This window comes from Saccharopolyspora sp. NPDC047091, assembly GCF_040643635.1.
Classification (GTDB): Bacteria; Actinomycetota; Actinomycetes; order Mycobacteriales; family Pseudonocardiaceae; genus Saccharopolyspora_C.
Map to the genome: position 1 here is coordinate 53,589 of NZ_JBEYUS010000030.1, position 16,755 is coordinate 70,343.

Sequence of the window (16,755 nt, forward strand, 5' to 3'; positions counted from 1 at the left end):
CATCCTGCCCAGCACCAGGTGAAGTCCGCGTAGGCGCCGGGCGGTGGCCCGATGATCAGGGCTGCGTGGAGGCGGAGACCAGCGGCGCGTCGGGCGGCGTGAACGGGGCTTCGGCACCCGGCGCCGCGCCCGAAGTGGGGGCCGGCGAGGTGGCGGACGTCGGTGCCGCCGAGGTCGGCGTCCGAGGCTCGTCCAGCCGCGCCGAAGCGGGGATCAGAGCCGAGTCGTAGGCCTCGCCGGGCAGCGGCAGCGGCGGACCCGCGTCGGTCGGCGGGAGCTGGTCGTCCGGGATGCTCACCAGCGCCAAGGCGCCGAGCACCAGCCCGGAGAACACCACGCCCGCACCCGCTCGCCTGCCGCGCCCACCACGCGGTTCCTCGGACTGCGCCGAGCCGAGCGGCGTGCTCGACCCCATCGGCTGCCTGCCGCCGCCGAGGGGAGTGCTGGAACCGAGCGCCGCGCCGGAACCGAACCGGCCCGGTCGTGCGCCCGGGTTGATCGCGACGAGCTGCCCCTCTTCGGTCAGCGCCAGCCCGTCGGGCTGGGCGGGGAGTTCGGCGCTCGACGGGATCGACTGCAGCGCTTGCAGGAGCCCGGCGGACATCGACGGGCAGGATGCGGAGCGCACCGCCGCCCGTGCCTGCCGCTGGGCGGTGGCCTCGGCCGCGCACGCCGGGCACCTGGCGAGGTGGGCGGCCGCGCGGTCGTGGGCGTTGGCGGTGAGCTCCCCGTCCACGAATGCCACGAGCGCGTCCAGTGCGAGGTGCTGTTCGGACAGCCCCCACCCTCGCCGAGCCGTCATGCCGAGTCCTCCCGAGCCTGCTCCCGCCTGGCTTCCAACGTGGCCTTCAACATCTGCCTGCCGCGGTGGATCCTGCTGCGCACAGTACCGAGCTTCACCCCGAGGGTGGTGCCGATCTCCTCGTACGACAGCCCTTCCACGTCGCACAGGACCACGGCCGCGCGGAACTCCGGCGGCACCTCGTCCAGCGCTGCCTGCAGGTCCGGGTCCAGGTGCGTGTCGTAGAACACCTGCTCGGGGCTGGGGCCGGTGCTGGGCAGCCGGTCGGTGTCCTCGGGCAGGCCTTCCATGCGCAGCCGGGAGCGGCGCCGGGCCATGTCCAGGAACAGGTTCGTGGTGATCCGGTGCAGCCAGCCCTCGAAGGTGCCGGGCTTGTAGGACGCCAGCGAGCGGAAGACGCGGATGAACGTCTCCTGCGTGAGGTCCTCGGCGTCGTGCTGGTTGCCGGTGAGCCGGTACGCCAGCCGGTACACCCGGTCGGCGTGCTCCCGGACCACCTCGTCCCAGGACGGCGGCGTCCACGTCGCCTCCGCGACGGGTGCGGTGGCGACGGCGTGCTGGTCGGCTCGAACGGCCGGACTCATCGACTGTGTTGGCATCGGACGAGAAGCCACCTCCTGCGGCGTGTGCATCCGGGGAACGAACGCGATCGCCGGTTTGTTCCCCGGCCGAGGCCGGGCGGGGCCGGTGGGGCGCGCGTTCCGCGTGCTGCCCTCGTTGCGGGGAGCGGCGGTCCGCTCCCGGTCGCAACCCACTCTCGCGCGCGCTCGTGAGGGACGGATGAAAAGGCCCTGAGAGCAGCCTGAGAACCTGACGTTCACCTGATCGGCCCAAGATCGGACGTGATACCGGAAACAGCCGTCTAACGATGTGCCGAACAGGGGCAACCGAACCGCCCGCTGAAGATAATCTTGCGCCTCGTGATACCCGAGACGTCGATCGGCACCGGTCCCCTGGACCGGCCGGGCAGCATGCTCGGCGACGCCCGCGGATCCATCGGGCAGGCGGCCGACCCAGCGGAAGAGTCCATCGACGCGTCCGCGGGCGCCGCGCTGCGCTTCCTGGCGACCGTGCTGCGCGCGAAATCCGTCGTCGAGATCGGCTCCGGCACGGGCGCCTCGGCGAGCTGGCTGCTCCGCGGCATGGTGCCCGAGGGGGTGTTGACCTCGATCGACATCGACGCCGCCGCGCAGCACATCGCGCGCGAGGCGCTGCGGGCCGAAGGCGTGCCCCGCTCCCGCACCCGGTTCATCGCCGGGCTGGCCGAGCGGGTGCTGCCCAAGCTCACCGAGGGCGCCTACGACCTGGTGTTCGTCGATGCGATGCCCACCAAGTACCCGGTGTTCCTCGAACTCGGCGCGCCGCTGCTGCGCCCGGGCGGGGCCATCGTGTTCGCCGGGCCGGTCGACGCCGCGCAGCGGCAGGAGCCGCGCGCCCAGGCGCTGCGCGAGCTGACCAGGGCCGTGCGCGCGGACGAATCGCTGGTGCCGGTCGCGCTGCCCGTCGGCGACGGCCTGCTGGCCATCGCCCGCACCGAACAGCAGTGACCGCCGCGGTGCGTTGACCGCCGGGTGCGCTGACCGCCGGGCTGCGCTGGTTGTCGCGGTGCGTCGACCGCCGGGCTGCGCTGACCGTCGTGGTGCAGTGACCGCTGCACTGCTGTCACTGCACCGGCCGCCGCACGGCGTCGACCGCCCCCGAACGCGAGAACGCCCGCCGCCCGGGTTCGGGGTCGGCGGGCGTCCGCGGGTCGATCAGGCCGGGGAGACCGACAGCAGCTGGCCTGCGAGGCCGCGGGCCCGGGTGGAGAGCCGCTTGGCGACGTCGGTGAGGACCTGCGCGGCAGGCGACTCGGGAGCCTCCACGACCAGCGGGGTCCCGCTGTCGCCGGCTTCGCGCAGCCGGGTGTCCAGCGGCACCTGGCCCAGCAGCGGGACCTCGGAGCCGACGGCGCGGCTGAGCGAGTCGGCGACGATCTGCCCGCCGCCGCTGCCGAAGATCTCCATGCGCTGGCCGTCGGGCAGTTCCATCCAGGACATGTTCTCCACGACGCCCGCCAGCCGCTGCCGGGTCTGCATGGCGATGGCGCCCGCGCGCTCGGCGACCTCGGCGGCGGCCTGCTGCGGGGTGGTGACGACGAGGATCTCGGCGTTCGGGATGAGCTGGGCGGTGGACAGCGCGATGTCGCCGGTGCCGGGCGGCAGGTCCAGCAGCAGCACGTCCAGGTCGCCCCAGAAGACGTCGGAGAGGAACTGCTGCAGCGCGCGGTGCAGCATCGGCCCGCGCCACACGACGGGCGTGTTGCCGGGGGTGAACATGCCGATCGAGATGACCTTCACGCCGTGCGCCTGCGGCGGCATGATCATCTTCTCGACCTGGGTGGGCTTGCCGCCGGAGCCGAGCATCCGCGGGACGGAGTGGCCGTAGATGTCGGCGTCGACCACGCCGACCGACAGCCCGCGCTTGGCCATCGCGGCGGCCAGATTCACCGTCACGCTGGACTTGCCGACGCCGCCCTTGCCGGACGCCACGCAGTACACCCGGGTCATCGAGCCGGGTTCGGCGAAGGGGATGCGGGGTTCGTCGGCGTTGCCGCGCAGCTTCTTGCGCAGCTCGGAGCGCTGGTCGTCGCTCATCACGTCGAGCTCGACGGTCACCGCCCGCACGCCTTCGACGGCACCGACCGCGGTCTCGACCCGCTGCGTGATCGTCTCGCGCATCGGGCAGCCCTGGACCGTCAGGTACACGCCGACGGAGACCGCGCCGTCCTCGACGGCCACGGACTTGACCATGCCGAGATCGGTGATCGGCTTGTGGATCTCCGGGTCCTCGACCTGGGTGAGGGCCTGGCGGACGGCCTCTTCGGTGGGAGCGGAGTGCGTGCTGGTCACGGTTGCGGTGACACCGACCCTTCCTGCGGCTGTGCTTGCCCTCGATGCTACGGACCGGCCCACGATGTTACGGGCCGGTAGCTCCGGGAACACCGGCGAGGTGCGCAGCGCGTGACGGCCCGCCGGGGCGCCCTGGTGGCCGCCGCGAGTGCTCTCGGAGCCGCCGGAACAGCCCTGTGCGCTGGTTTATTCCAGGCACCGGCCCCGACGTGCTCACATCCGGGAAATGTGGGGGCACTTCGCATTCGTGTGACTGCCCTCCGTAGTATCACTCATCGTGACCGAGACGGGTCTTGATCGATTACCCACTCGTGGCGAGCTGCTCGCCTATCGGACCTTCCTGCGCGCGCACGCCCGCGTCACGCGCTGCTTGGAAGGGGATCTGATCGCCGAGCAGCGGCTGACGCTGGCCGCCTACGACGTGCTGCACGCGCTGTACGAAGCGCCCGAGCGCAGGCTGCGCATGACCGAGCTCGCGGACGCCGTGCTGCTGTCCAGGTCGGGCGTGACGAGACTGGTCGACCGCCTGGAGCGGATCGGTCTGGTCAGCCGCGTCCGGGTCGATTCGGACGGCAGAGGAGTGCTCGCGGTGATCACCGAAGCCGGCGAGGGCCGGTTGCGCACCGCATCCGGTACGCACCTCGGTGGAGTGACCCAGTACTTCCTTTCGGTGACTGAGCCGCGGGAGCTGGAGGAGTTCGCCCGCACCTGCGAGAAGCTCGCCGCGGGCGGCGTTCCCGCACCGCCGGGACAACGCGCCCAGGCCTGACCGACACGCTCGCGACCGCCCCCCGGGTGCGGCCGCGCGGTCCGGGCGCGGCGGTCAGCCGTCCTCGCGCCCCTCCGCGCCTTGGCGGCGGCGCCGGGCGCTCGGGCTCTCCGTGCCGGGCAGCTCGTCGCGCAGCCGGTCCAGCTCGCCGCGCAGGTAGTCGCGGGTGGCGACCTCGCCGATGGCCAGCCGCAGCGCCGCCAGCTCCCGCGCCAGGTACTCGGTGTCGGCCTTCGTCTGCTCGGCCCGCGCCCGGTCCTCCTCCAGCGAGACCCGGTCCCGGTCGTCCTGCCGGTTCTGCGCCAGCAGGATCAGCGGCGCCGCGTACGAGGCCTGGGTGGAGAACGCCAGGTTCAGCAGGATGAACGGGTACGGGTCCCAGCGCAGGCCCACCGCGAACAGGTTCATCCCGATCCAGCTGATCACGAACACCGTCATCCAGAACAGGAACTTGCCGGTACCGAGGAAGCGGGCGACGCGCTCGGAGATCTGGCCGAACAGCTCCGGGTCGAAGTCCACGGAGAACCGGCGCGGCATCCGGGGCTGGTCCAGGCGCCGCCGGGACAGCAGTTCAGGCATCGTCGCTCGCTTTCGGTGCGTCCGGGGAACGCCGGTCGTCCGGCAGTCCGCTCTCCCGCCAGTTCTCCGGCAGCAGGTGGTCGAGCACGTCGTCCACGGTGACCGCGCCGATCAGGTGCTCCTGGTCGTCGAGCACCGGCCCGCACACCAGGTTGTAGGCGGCGAAGTAGCGGGTCACCTCGGCCAGCGTCGCGGTCGGCGGCAGGCTGGCCAGCGTGGTGTCCAGCGCGCCCGCCACCAGCGTCGACGGCGGTTCGCGCAGCAGCCGCTGGATGTGCACGCAGCCCAGGTAGCGGCCGGTGGGCGTCGCCGACGGCGGGCGGCAGACGAAGACCATGCTGGCCAGCGCCACCGGCAGCTCCGCGTTGCGCACCATCGCGAGCGCCTCGGCGATGGTGGCGTCCGGGCCGACGACCACCGGTTCCGGCGTCATCAGGCCGCCCGCGGTGTCCGCGGAGTAGGCGAGCAGCCGCTTCACCGGGGCCGACTCGGCGGGCTCCATCAGCTCCAGCAGCCGGTTCTTGTCCACTTCGGGCAGTTCGGCGAGCAGGTCGGCGGCGTCGTCGGGGCTCATCGCCTCCAGCACGTCCGCGGCCCGGTCCTCGCCGAGGTGTCCGATGAGGTCCTTCTGGTCGTCCTCCGGCAGTTCCTCGACCACGTCGGCGAGCCGTTCGTCGTCGAGCGCCTCGGCCACCTCGTACCGGCGCTTCGCGGGGAGTTCGTGCAGCGTGCTGGCCACGTCCACGGCGCGCATCGTGTCCAGCAGGGCCAGCAGCTGCGCCACGCCCTGCGGCCGGTCGGTGAGCTCGGCGGCCGCGAGCCCGGTGATCTGGTCCCACTCGACGACCTGCACCGGCCCGCGCCTGCCGAGCCGCCCGGTGCGCTCCCGGACGGCGAGCCTGCTGATCCGCCAGTCGCGGGTGCGGGTCTGTTCCAGCGCCGCGTCCACCAGCACCGCGGAGGCGCCGGTGGCGGCGAGGGTGACCTTCGCGTCCAGCAGCTGCCCGAGCACCAGCACCTCGTTGGGGCGCTGGTGGAACTGGCGGGTGTTGACCGAGCCGGTGGCGAGGGTGACCGCGTTCGGTTCGACGCGCACCACCCGCAGCATCGGCACGAAGATCCGCCGCCGCGCCGCCATCTCCATCACCAGGCCGAGGACCCGCGGTGGCTGCCCGGCGGCGCGGAGCCCGGCGACGACGTCGCGCACCTTGCCGATGGATTCGCCGTCCGGGCCGAACACGGCGAGCCCCGCGACCCGCGCTGCGTAGACCCTGGTCGTGGCTGCCACGCTGATCAGGCTAGTCGTCGGGGCGGTACCGGGCAGTCGCGGCGACCGGCGTCACAACCGGCGCGGTGCCGATCGTGGTAGAGACCTGGGTGCCCGTGCCCGATGAGGAGGTTCCCGTGGTCGATCGCCGACGTGCCCGCCGCAGCTGCCTGGCCGTTCCCGGCTCCAGCGCGAAGATGATCGAGAAGGCCCGCGGACTGGCGGTGGACTCGTTCTTCCTGGACCTGGAGGACGCGGTGGCCCCGCTGGCGAAGGCGGAGGCCCGCGGGAGGGTGGCGGCCGCGCTGAACGAGGGCGGCTGGGACGGCAAGATCCGCTCGGTCCGGGTCAACGACCTCACCTCGCAGTGGACCTACCGGGACGTGGTGGAGGTCGTGGAGACCGCCGGGGAGAACCTGGACACCATCGTGCTGCCGAAGGTGTCCACCCCGGACCACGTGCGCTGGCTGGACCTGACGCTGACCCAGGTGGAGCGCGCCACCGGTCTGGAGGTCGGCCGGATCGGCGTCGAGGCGCAGATCGAGGACGCGCGCGGCCTGGTCGAGGTGGACGCCATCGCGTCCGCGTCACCGCGCGTCGAAGCGCTGGTGTTCGGCCCCGCCGACTTCATGGCCTCGATCAACATGCGGTCCATGGTGGTCGGCGAGCAGCCGCCCGGCTACGACGTCGGCGACGCCTACCACTACGTGCTGATGCGGATGCTGATGGCGGCGCGGGCGCACGACGTGCAGGCGATCGACGGGCCGTACCTGGCGATCAAGGACGTCGAGGGGATGCGGCGCGTCGGCGGCCGGTCCGCGGCGCTGGGCTTCGACGGCAAGTGGGTGCTGCACCCGGCGCAGGTGGACGTGGTGAACGAGCTGTTCTCGCCGCGCCAGGAGGACTACGACCACGCGGAGAACGTGCTGGACGCCTACGAGTGGCACACCTCGGAGGCGGGCGGCAAGCGCGGTGCGGCGATGCTCGGCGACGAGATGATCGACGAGGCCTCCCGGAAGATGGCACTGGTCATCGCGGGCAAGGGCCGCGCCGCGGGCATGTCCCGAACGGACCGCTGGAGCCCGCCGACCGGGTGATCACCGCCCGTGTGGGCGATCCCGGGGTCGGTGCGGCGCGGTACGTTCTGATCAACAGTGATCGCCGGTGGCCGCCGCTGGACGAACCGGCCCCGGCGTGCGGGTCGACCGAGGGGGCGGCGACGTGGTGGATCAGGAACGGCCCGGCGAGGCCGAACCGGGCGCGCCGCGCCGCGCGGGCGCGGAGAACGACCAGGAACTCCGGCTGGCGCTGGCGATGCGAGGCGGGGCGAGCCTCGCGGTGTGGATCGGCGGCGCCGTCGCCGAGATCGACCTGCTGCGCCGCGCGACGTCCCGCTCGGACCGGCCCGCGGTGGACCGGGCGGCCGCCGACCGGGCGGGCCGGGTCGAACCGCCCCGGGCGGAGCGCACCGATGTGGACGCCGAGCACCCGTGGTCGGCGCTGGCCGGGCTCGCCGGCTACGAGTCGGTGTCGGTGGACGTGCTCGCCGGTGCCTCGGCGGGTGGGCTGAACGCGTCGCTGCTGGCCGCCTCGATCGTCTACGGCATGCCGTTCGAGGACATGCGCGAGCTGTGGGTGCGGCTGGCGGACCTGGAGGCGATGAGCCGCGCGGTGCCGAAGTTCTGGCACCGCCGCCCCGATTCGCTGCTGGAGGGCGACGACTACTTCCGCGCCGAACTGGCCCGGCTGATCACCGAGCTGACCCCGCCGCCGCGGGACGCCCGCAACCTCGGGTCCCGGTTGGAGCTGCTGCTCACCGCGACCCTGCTGGATCCGGTGCTGGAGCGGCACTTCGACGGCCGCTCCGGTCCGCTGGTCGAGCAGCGCCGCACCGCGATGTTCCGGTTCCGCCACCGCGGCCGCTCCGGGCAGCCGCTGTCGGACTTCGGCACCGGGCCCGACTTCCCGGCGACCGCGCTGCGGATGGCGCAGGCCGCGCGCGCCACCTCCTCGTTCCCGTTCGCGTTCGAACCGGCGCAGGTGCACGCGAGCGTCGGCGGCGCCCCGGCCGGGCAGCCGGACATGCTCGGCGTGTTCTCCGAGACGACCACCGATCCCCGGCCGTACCGGGTGATCGACGGTGGCGTGCTGGACAACATCCCGGTGACCGCGGCGGTGGAGGCGATGGCCGCGGTGCCCACCGAGCGGCCCAGCGCGCGCTGGCTGCTGTACCTCAACCCGGAACCGGAGACGGTCGGCGAAGGCAGGCCGCTGAGCAGGCAGCTGGCGCTGCCGGTGGCCTCCACCGCGATGAGCGCGCGCATGTCGCAGGAGTCGCTGCTGGCCGACATCCACGCCCTCGACGAGCACAACGCCGCGGTGCAGCGCACCGAACTGCGCCGCAGATCGGTGTTCGCGCCGCTGCTGGCCGCCGAGGCCGCCGACCGCGAAGCGGTGCTGCTGGCCGAGGCCGCGCGGATCGAAGCGGAGTACGCGGTGGTGCGCGCCGAGCTGGACGCCCAAGCCGTCGTGCGGCTGCTGGTCGAACCGGCGGGCAGCGAGGACGGCAGGCTGCTGCCACCGGTGGTGGGCGAACCGCTCGCGGGCTGGTCCCCGCAGGTCCGCACCGTGCTGGGGCGGCGGCTCGGCGTCGGGCTGGCCGGGCTGGCGGCGGCGAACCCGCGGGCGGTGTTCGACGACGTGCGCGCGCTGAACTCCGGGGTGCAGGAATGCCTGGACTGGGCGCGGGACATCGGCCGCTGGGCCGCGGCGGAGCAGCTGCCGGTGATCGGGCGCTGCAAGTCGGAGCTGTACCGGCTGCGCACCTTCACCCAGGTCCTGGAGGGCCACGCCGACCGGTACTGGGTGGACGGCGCCCGGCTGGAACCGATCGTGGAGCTCGGGGAGATGTCGGACTGGGTGCTGCGCGTCGCGGACCGCCGCGACCGGTTGCAGCACCGGCTGCCGTCTCCGGTGCGGCCGCTGCTCGGTGCGGTCCTCGACGAGATCGACCGGGGCGAGCGGTTCCAGCGCGCGCTGGAGGAGTTCGCCGCCGAGCTCTCCTCGATCGCCGAGTCCTCCGGCGCCGACGCGGTCCCGGACGACGAGCACGGGGTGGACGCGGTCGCGGAGGCGCGGGTGGTGCTGCACCGCATCGCGGACCGGCTGGCCGCCGCCGCCCCGCCGCGCGGGGACGACGAGCGGTTCGGCACGCGGCCCGCCGGACCGCCGGAGCATTCCCGGCTGCCCGCCCGCTCCCCGGAGCGCGCCGCCTCCCCCGAGCAGGTCGGCTACGCGCTGCTGGAGCGCACCGAGCAGCGCGCCGCGGTGCTGCGCGCGCTGGTGGTGCTCACCGCGCCGCTGGACGTGGGGCGGTCGCCGAGGGACCGGATCAACCTGCTGCGGGTCGTCAGCGATGCCCGCTCCCCGCTGCCGTTCGACGCGCTGCGCACCGGCGGCGAGCTGCACGTCGAGGACAAGGTGCGCGGTGGCGACCTGGGCAACTTCGGCGCGTTCCTGTCCGCGCGGTGGCGGGCGAACGACTGGATGTGGGGGCGGCTGGACTCGGCTTCGGCGCTGGTGGGGCTGCTGCTGGTCCCGGCGCGGCTGCTGCGGCACAGCGGTGGGCTCGGGCCGGAGGGCATCGCGGACCGCATCCGGGAGATCGTCACCACCCCGACCCGCGCCGAGCTCGGCGACGCCGCGGAATCCGAGCGGTGGCGGGCGTTCCTCGCCGAGCTGTGGGAGCGCGATGCCGACCAGGTGCGCGCCGAGCTGGCGGCCATGTTCGCCGACCCGGTCGACGAGCACCCGCTGACCCGCACCAAGGAACTCGTGGTGGAACGGCTGCACTGGACGATCGCCGCCCAGGAGGTGCCGTTCGTCGCGACCGTCGCCCCCGGCGCCGACCCGGGCGAACCGGCGCTGCCGGACGTCCCCGAACCGGAGCCGCTCGCCCGCGAGGTGCGGCGCTACTCGGTCGGCCGCGAGCGGGTGGCGGACCTCGGCGAACCCCGGCTCGCCTCGATCGCGACCCGCGCCGGGCTGGTGGCCTACCGCGCGGTCCGGCCGGGCACGGCGGGCGTGCTGCGGCTGCTGGGGCGGGTGGCGACGACCGTGGTGAAGCCGGTGCTGCTGCTGGCGGTGCTCGCGGTGGCCGCGCCGCGCCGGGTGGCGCTGGCGGCGCTGCTCGGTGCCGCGGCCGTGGTGCTCAGCGGGGTGGCCCCGGTGGCGGGCGGCGCGCTGTTCACGCGGGAGGTCTCGCTGAGCTGCCCGGCCGGGCTCCCGGCGGGACCGGACGGCACCACGTACTGCACGGGCTGGTACCCGGGCGCATCGGCAGGGGACCGGATAGTGGTGCTGCCACCGGACTCCTCGACGGCCGTCGCGCTGCGGCCGTTCACCTTCGACCCGTTCCAGATGAACGCGGGCGTGCTGCTGGCGCTGGTCGTGGTGGCGGTCTCGGCGTTGTGGCTGGGCTTCCGCCTGCTGAGCCGGGGCCGGGGCGCGGCCCGCTGGCTGCCCGCCGGGATCACCGCGGTGGTGGTGACCGCGGCGGTGGCGTGGGTCGCCCAGACCGGGCTGACGCTCGGGCCGCAGGGGCTGGCGCTGACGGCGGTGGCGGTGAACTTCCTGCTCTCGCTGGGGCTGCGGCCGTGGGGCCGGGCCGTGGCGGCCCTGCTGTCGGCGGCGGTGTTCGGCACCGCGCTCTGGCTGGTGGACCCGGCGGTGGGCGAGGTCGGCTGGCTGGTGCCCACCGCGATCGCCGCCGCCTACGCGCACATGGTGCTGCTGTCCACTGTGGATCTGCTGCGGCCGCGACCACGCCCGGAGCGCACCGCCGATCGGACCGGGCCCGCGAGCGCCGGCGATTCCGCCCGATCGGATGCGGCTCGCGCCGAACCGGCCGCCGGGCCCCGAACACTATGATCAGCGAGGTGAACGACTACCCGGCCGCGGCGGACCCGGCTCCGGCGGGCGTCCCGTACCACCTGCTCGCCCGCGACGCCCGGCACCGCTGGTGGCGCCCGCTGGTGGCGCTGCTCGTGTTCGCGGTGCTGGCGTTCGTGCTGCTGCTGGCCGTGATGCTGGTGCTGGGCGCGTCCGTGCTGTACCCGGCGGGCTTCGGCGACCTGCGGATCGCCGGGCTGGTGCTGGACCCGGACTCGGTCGAAGCGCTGGTGCGGGATCCGTTCGCGCTGCTGTTCGTCTCGTTCGGGGCGCTGGTCTCGCTGATCCCGGCCGCGGTGCTCACCGCGCTGTGGGTGCAGCGGCGCAGCCCGCGGCAGCTGATCGGCGTCACCGGCCGGTTCCGGTGGCGGTGGCTCGGGGAGTGCCTGCTCGCCGCCCTCGCGGTGTTCCTCGTCGCGTTCGCGGTCTCGGCGCTGCTGACCTGGGCCACCGGCCGCTCGTTCGGGACGGGGTTCCCCGGCTGGGCCGACTACGCGCGGATCGCGGTGCTGGCGCTGGTGGTGGTGCCGGTGCAGAGCGCCGCCGAGGAGTTCGCCTTCCGCGGGTTCCTGCTGCAGGCGGTCAGCGCCTGGTTCCGCACCCCGTGGCCCGCGATCGTGCTGACCTCGCTCCTCTTCCTGCTCGGCCACGGCTACACCGATCCGCTGGTGTGGTGCCAGCTGCTGGTGATGGCGGTGGCGATGTGCAGGCTGGCGGTGCTCACCGGCGGGCTGGAGGCGGCGATCGCGCTGCACGTGGTGAACAACGTGCTGAGCCTGCTGGTCGGCGGCCTCAGCGGGGTACCCGGTATCGAGCAGGCCGGGGACTTCCCCGTCGGCGACGTGCTGCCGTTCATCGCGGCGGTGCTCGCCTACGCCTGGTGGGCGGAGCGGCGGGCCGCGCGGCGCGGCGCGTGGAACGTCACCGGCGGACGGGTGGAGCTGCGGCCGTGGTCGCTGCGACCCGCCACCCAAGACGATCTCCGGCCCGAGGGCTCGGGGTAGCCTGGAGGCGGGGACGATCGGGGACGAATCGGGCTTCGGCCGTCCCGCCAGGAAGTGCGCTCCACGGAGGTGTCAGCGGTGTCCTACCCGTTTTCCGGCTCGGCTCGGCCGGCGCCGGGTTCACCGAGCAGCATGCCCACCCCGCCGACGGGGTGGCCGATCGGCTCGTACGGCACGTACGAGGAGGCGCAGCGCGCGGTCGACCACCTGGCCGGCTCCGACTTCCCGGTGCGGGAGGTGACCATCGTCGGTGTCGACCTGATGCTCGTGGAGCGGGTCACCGGCAAACTGACCTGGGGCAAGGTGCTGGCCGGGGGCGCGGCCTCCGGTGCGTGGATCGGGCTGCTGATCGGCCTGGTGATGAGCATCGCGGCGCCGCAGGGCACCGGCGCGCTGAGCTCGATGCTGGCCGGGCTGGCCGGCGGCATCCTGATCGGCGTCGGCTTCGCCGCGGCCGGGTACGCGGCGATGCGCGGGCGGCGGGACTTCTCCTCGGCGAGCCAGCTGGTCGCGGGGCGCTACGACGTGCTCGCCCAGCCCCGGCACGCCGAGCACGGCCGGAACCTCCTCGCGCACCTGGCGATGCGGCCGCAAGCCTCTCCGTGAGCTCGCCCGGCCCGGGCGGCGTGGCGTCCGCCCGGGACGCGTTCGCGATCCCGCCGCGGCGGACGGCGGTCAGCCGCCGTAGTGGTACCGGCAGGCGGCGATCTGGATCTGGTCTTCGTGGACCCGGTGCACCGAGCGGTGCTCATCGGTGATGCGGCGGGACCAGAACCCGTGGAAGCCGTGCTTGAGCGGTTCCGGCTTGCCGATGCCCTCGTTCCCGTTCCGCTCGACGTCCTTGAGCAGCGTGTCGATCCTCTTGAGGATCTTGCGGTCCTGGGTCTGCCACCGGACGTAATCCGCCCACGCGTTCTCGTCCCGGACGAGCTTCATTCGACGAGGTCCCGCGTGGTGCCCCCGCCGTGCTCCAGCCGCTCGAACGAGGCCAGCAACCTGCGGGCGTTCTCCGGGCTCTTGAGCAGGTAGGCCGTTTCCTTCAGCGACTCGTAGTCGTCCAGCGCGACCATGACGACCGGCTCGTGCCCGGCCCTCGTGATCACGACCTCCTCGCGGTCGTCGACCACGGAGTTCAGCGTTTCGGCGTACTTGGCGCGGGACTCGGAATAGGACATCGTCTTCATCGGCCACCTCCTCGGCGTACGGGAAGTTGTACGCCTCTTCCGCTCGTGCCGTTACCCCGCACCGTTCGCGGACACCGGTGGTGCGCACGGTTGGGGGCTTGTCGGAGGTGTCGGCGGCGCCCTAGGTTGCTGTCACCGCGCTGATCATCGGTGCGGCGGTGGCGTGCGACGGGGCGCGGGCACTCGGCCTCGGCGTGGCCGCGCGCGAGCAGACCGGGAGGTCCGACCACGGTGAGGGTGCGCAGACGCGCTGGGGGCGCGGTCCGGCTGGCCGCGGCGTGCGGGACGGCGGTGCTGGCCGTCTCGGCCCTGAGCGCCTGCGCTGCCCCGCGGCACGACGACGTCGTCAACCTGTACTACGCGCCGGAGGAGAACCTCCAGACCGTCGTGGACCGGTGCAACGACCAGGCCGGCGGCCGGTACCGCATCGTCTACCACAAGCTGCCGCGCGACGCGGACGGCCAGCGCGAGCAGCTGGTGCGCAGGCTGGCCGCGCAGGACGACGGCATGGACGTGCTCGGCCTGGACACCACCTGGACCGCGGAGTTCGCCCGCGCCGGCTGGGTCCGCGAGTGGACCGGCGCGGACCGGCAGCGAGCCGAGGAAGGCACCCTCGCCGGACCGCTGGCCTCGGCCCGCTACGGCGGGAAGCTGTTCGGGGCGCCGAAGAACACCAACGTGCAGCTGCTCTGGTACCGCTCCGACATGGTGGACCGGCCCCCGCGCACCTGGGACGAGATGATCGAGCAGGCGAAGCGGTTCGAGGCCGCGGGCGAGCCGTCGACGATCCTCGTCCCGGGCGCCCAGTTCGAGGGCTACGTGGTGCAGTTCAACACCCTGCTCGCCTCCGCGGGTGGGAAGCTGATCTCCGACGACGGCACCCGCGCCGTGGTCGACGAGGGCGTGGTGCGGGCGCTGGAGCAGCTCAAGGCCCTCGCCGATTCCGGGCTGACCAGCCGGTCCATGTCCAACTCGCAGGAGGACGACGTCCGGCTGGAGTTCCAGCAGGGCGACGCGGCGTTCCAGCTGAACTGGCCGTTCGTCTACCCGTCGATGCAGGAGGACGCGCCGGACATCGCGCGGAACGTCCGCTGGGCCCGCTACCCGAGCTCCGACCCGGCGCGGCCCAGCAAGGTCACCCTCGGCGGGTTCAACCTCGCCGTCAGCGCCCACTCGCCGAACCCGCGCGCGTCCTTCGACGCGGCGCTGTGCCTGCGCAGCGCGGACAGCCAGCGGTTCTCCGCGATCCACGACGGGGTGCCGCCCACCATCGAATCGGTCTACGCCGCACCCGAGATGGCCGCAGAGTACCCGATGCGCGACACCATCCTCGCCGAGTTGCGGGATCCGGCGATCCGCCCGATCACGCCCGCCTACCAGAACGTCTCGACGGTGCTGTCGAAGCTGCTGTCCCCGGCGTCGCGGATCGACCCGCCGCGTACCGCCGAGCGGATCCGCACCGAGGTGCAGAAGGCCCTGGACTCGCGGGGGGTGCTGCCGTGACGTCCGCCGTCGACCAGGCGAAGCGCGCCGAGCGCAGGCTCGGCTGGATGCTGTGCGCACCGGCCGCGCTGGTGATGCTGGCCGTCACCGGCTGGCCGATCCTGCACGCGGTGTGGCTGTCGTTCCAGCGCTACGACCTCAAGTACCCGGACCAGCGCGAGTTCGTGGGCCTGGAGAACTACCTGACGGTGCTGTCCGACCAGTACTGGTGGACGGCGTTCGGCACCACGCTGCTCATCGTCGCGACCCAGCTGGTCATCGAGTTCGTGCTGGGCATGGCGTTGGCGCTGATCATGCACCGTGCGGTGCTCGGGCGCGGCCTGGTGCGCACGGTCAGCCTCATCCCGTACGGCATCGTCACCGTCGTCGCCGCGTTCAGCTGGCGCTACGCGTGGACCCCGGACACCGGCTACCTGGCGAACCTGGTCACCGACGGCGCGCCGCTGACCGAGCGCGGCAGCGCGCTGGCGATCATCGTGCTGGCCGAGGTGTGGAAGACGACGCCGTTCATGGCGCTGCTGCTGATGACCGGGCTGGCGCTGGTGTCCGAGGACCTGCTGGAGGCGGCGCGGATCGACGGCGCCTCCCCCTGGCAGCGGTTCACGAAGGTGATGCTGCCGGTGATGAAGCCGGCGATCCTGGTGGCGGTGCTGTTCCGCACGCTCGACGCGTTCCGGGTCTTCGACAACATCGTGGTGCTCACCGACGGCGCGCAGGACACCTCCTCGGTGTCGGTGCTGGCCTACAACAACCTGATCAAGGGGTTGAACCTCGGCATCGGCTCCACCATGTCGGTGCTGATCTTCCTGGCGGTGGCGCTGATCGCGTTCCTGTTCGTGAAGCTGTTCGGCGCGGCCGCGCCCGGCGCCGACGAGGACGGGGGCCGCCGATGAGCCGGAAACCCGCCGACACCGCCAAGTGGACGGTGCTCAACGCGGTGGTGGTGGCCTACGCGCTGGTGCCGGTGCTGTGGATCGTGTCGCTGTCGTTCAAGACCTCCGCGGGGCTCAGCGACGGCCGGTTCATCCCGGCGGAGTGGACGCTGGCGAACTACGCGGCGATCTTCCAGACCGGCGAGTTCCTGCGGGCGCTGGTCAACTCGATCGGCATCGCGCTGATCTCCACGGCGATCGCGGTGGTGCTGGGTGCGATGGCGGCCTACGCGATCGCGCGGCTGGACTTCCCCGGCAAGCGGGCGCTGGTGGGGGTGTCGCTGCTCATCGCGATGTTCCCGCAGGTCTCGCTGGTTTCACCGCTGTTCGAGATCGAGCGGACGCTCGGGCTGTTCGACACCTGGCCGGGGCTGGTGCTGCCGTACACCACGTTCTCGCTGCCGCTGGCGATCTACACGTTGTCCGCGTTCTTCCGCGAGATCCCGTGGCAGCTGGAGGAGGCGGCCACCGTGGACGGCGCGACGCCGGGGCAGGCGTTCCGGAAGGTGATCGCCCCGCTGGCGGCGCCCGGGGTGTTCACCACGGCGATCCTGGTGTTCATCTTCTGCTGGAACGACTTCCTGTTCGCGATCTCGCTGACCTCGACGGAGGCGTCCCGCACGGTGCCGGTGGCGTTGCAGTTCTTCACCGGCGACTCGCAGTTCGAGGACCCGACCGGGACGATCGCCGCCGCGGCCGTGGTGATCACGGTGCCGATCGTGCTGTTCGTGCTGCTGTTCCAGCGCCGCATCGTCTCCGGGCTGACCTCCGGGGCGGTCAAGGAATGACCGCGGCCCGGGCGGCCGGGGTCGGCGGGGGGGGGGGGGCGGGTGCGCGCCGGGAGGGGGTGGCGGCGGACAACAGGGGCCCTTAG

16 protein-coding genes are annotated in these 16,755 nt (G+C 73.1%); 9 read left to right on the forward strand and 7 right to left on the reverse strand.

Annotation, left to right across the window (positions count from 1 at the left end):
• Positions 1-55: 55 nt before the first annotated feature.
• On the reverse strand, positions 56-802 hold the full coding sequence (locus ABZ805_RS15495) for a zf-HC2 domain-containing protein (protein ID WP_358439991.1): 747 nt from the start codon (positions 800-802) through the stop codon (positions 56-58).
• On the reverse strand, positions 799-1,386 hold the full coding sequence (gene sigE / locus ABZ805_RS15500) for an RNA polymerase sigma factor SigE (RefSeq protein ID WP_358439994.1): 588 nt from the start codon (positions 1,384-1,386) through the stop codon (positions 799-801). Before sigE ends, ABZ805_RS15495 begins: the two co-directional genes overlap by 4 nt.
• Positions 1,387-1,722: 336 nt before the next feature.
• On the opposite strand from sigE, the gene ABZ805_RS15505 reads away from it, so the two are divergent.
• Positions 1,723-2,349 carry a class I SAM-dependent methyltransferase gene (locus ABZ805_RS15505; protein WP_358439997.1) on the forward strand — a complete coding sequence of 209 codons (627 nt, stop codon included), beginning with the start codon at positions 1,723-1,725 and terminating at the stop codon, positions 2,347-2,349.
• A 207-nt stretch (positions 2,350-2,556) separates the two neighbouring features.
• Here ABZ805_RS15505 and ABZ805_RS15510 read toward each other — a convergent pair whose 3' ends face one another.
• Positions 2,557-3,693 (reverse strand): Mrp/NBP35 family ATP-binding protein, encoded by a 1,137-nt coding sequence (locus ABZ805_RS15510; protein WP_358439999.1) that lies wholly within the window; start codon positions 3,691-3,693, stop codon positions 2,557-2,559.
• A 277-nt stretch (positions 3,694-3,970) separates the two neighbouring features.
• Here ABZ805_RS15510 and ABZ805_RS15515 point away from each other — a divergent pair, with 277 nt between their 5' ends.
• Complete coding sequence (locus tag ABZ805_RS15515; RefSeq protein ID WP_358440002.1) at positions 3,971-4,462, forward strand: MarR family transcriptional regulator; 492 nt, start codon at positions 3,971-3,973, stop codon at positions 4,460-4,462.
• Positions 4,463-4,516: 54 nt separating this feature from the next.
• Here ABZ805_RS15515 and ABZ805_RS15520 read toward each other — a convergent pair whose 3' ends face one another.
• Together ABZ805_RS15520 and ABZ805_RS15525 are read right to left on the reverse strand one after the other, a co-directional pair.
• Positions 4,517-5,041 (reverse strand): DUF1003 domain-containing protein, encoded by a 525-nt coding sequence (locus ABZ805_RS15520; RefSeq protein ID WP_358440005.1) that lies wholly within the window; start codon positions 5,039-5,041, stop codon positions 4,517-4,519.
• Positions 5,034-6,329 carry a CBS domain-containing protein gene (locus ABZ805_RS15525; RefSeq protein ID WP_358440008.1) on the reverse strand — a complete coding sequence of 432 codons (1,296 nt, stop codon included), beginning with the start codon at positions 6,327-6,329 and terminating at the stop codon, positions 5,034-5,036. The genes ABZ805_RS15520 and ABZ805_RS15525 overlap by 8 nt, the downstream gene beginning before the upstream one ends.
• A gap of 116 nt (positions 6,330-6,445) precedes the next feature.
• Here ABZ805_RS15525 and ABZ805_RS15530 point away from each other — a divergent pair, with 116 nt between their 5' ends.
• The 4 genes from ABZ805_RS15530 (at position 6,446) to ABZ805_RS15545 (ending at position 12,868) form a co-directional block, all read left to right on the forward strand.
• Positions 6,446-7,405, forward strand: coding sequence for a CoA ester lyase (locus tag ABZ805_RS15530; protein ID WP_358440011.1), 960 nt, complete (start codon positions 6,446-6,448; stop codon positions 7,403-7,405).
• 124 nt (positions 7,406-7,529) lie between these two features.
• Positions 7,530-11,237, forward strand: a complete 3,708-nt coding sequence (locus tag ABZ805_RS15535; RefSeq protein ID WP_358440013.1) for a patatin-like protein — start codon at positions 7,530-7,532, stop codon at positions 11,235-11,237.
• Between the two features lie 8 nt (positions 11,238-11,245).
• Positions 11,246-12,262 (forward strand): type II CAAX endopeptidase family protein, encoded by a 1,017-nt coding sequence (locus ABZ805_RS15540; RefSeq protein WP_358440015.1) that lies wholly within the window; start codon positions 11,246-11,248, stop codon positions 12,260-12,262.
• A 78-nt stretch (positions 12,263-12,340) separates the two neighbouring features.
• Positions 12,341-12,868 (forward strand): general stress protein, encoded by a 528-nt coding sequence (locus ABZ805_RS15545; protein ID WP_358440017.1) that lies wholly within the window; start codon positions 12,341-12,343, stop codon positions 12,866-12,868.
• Positions 12,869-12,937: 69 nt separating this feature from the next.
• Here ABZ805_RS15545 and ABZ805_RS15550 read toward each other — a convergent pair whose 3' ends face one another.
• Entirely contained in the window at positions 12,938-13,198 is a 261-nt protein-coding gene (locus ABZ805_RS15550) for a Txe/YoeB family addiction module toxin (RefSeq protein WP_358440019.1), read from the reverse strand.
• Positions 13,195-13,446, reverse strand: a complete 252-nt coding sequence (locus ABZ805_RS15555; RefSeq protein ID WP_358440021.1) for a type II toxin-antitoxin system prevent-host-death family antitoxin — start codon at positions 13,444-13,446, stop codon at positions 13,195-13,197. Before ABZ805_RS15555 ends, ABZ805_RS15550 begins: the two co-directional genes overlap by 4 nt.
• Before the next feature lie 237 nt (positions 13,447-13,683).
• Here ABZ805_RS15555 and ABZ805_RS15560 point away from each other — a divergent pair, with 237 nt between their 5' ends.
• The 3 genes from ABZ805_RS15560 to ABZ805_RS15570 are packed head-to-tail and all read left to right on the forward strand — an operon-like array spanning position 13,684 to position 16,669.
• The gene (locus ABZ805_RS15560; protein WP_358440023.1) at positions 13,684-14,949 is read left to right on the forward strand and encodes an ABC transporter substrate-binding protein; all 1,266 of its coding nucleotides are present in this window, start codon (positions 13,684-13,686) and stop codon (positions 14,947-14,949) included.
• A gap of 47 nt (positions 14,950-14,996) precedes the next feature.
• The gene (locus tag ABZ805_RS15565) at positions 14,997-15,842 is read left to right on the forward strand and encodes a sugar ABC transporter permease (protein ID WP_304612886.1); all 846 of its coding nucleotides are present in this window, start codon (positions 14,997-14,999) and stop codon (positions 15,840-15,842) included.
• Entirely contained in the window at positions 15,839-16,669 is an 831-nt protein-coding gene (locus ABZ805_RS15570) for a carbohydrate ABC transporter permease (protein ID WP_358440025.1), read from the forward strand. Before ABZ805_RS15565 ends, ABZ805_RS15570 begins: the two co-directional genes overlap by 4 nt.
• Positions 16,670-16,755: the final 86 nt, after the last annotated feature.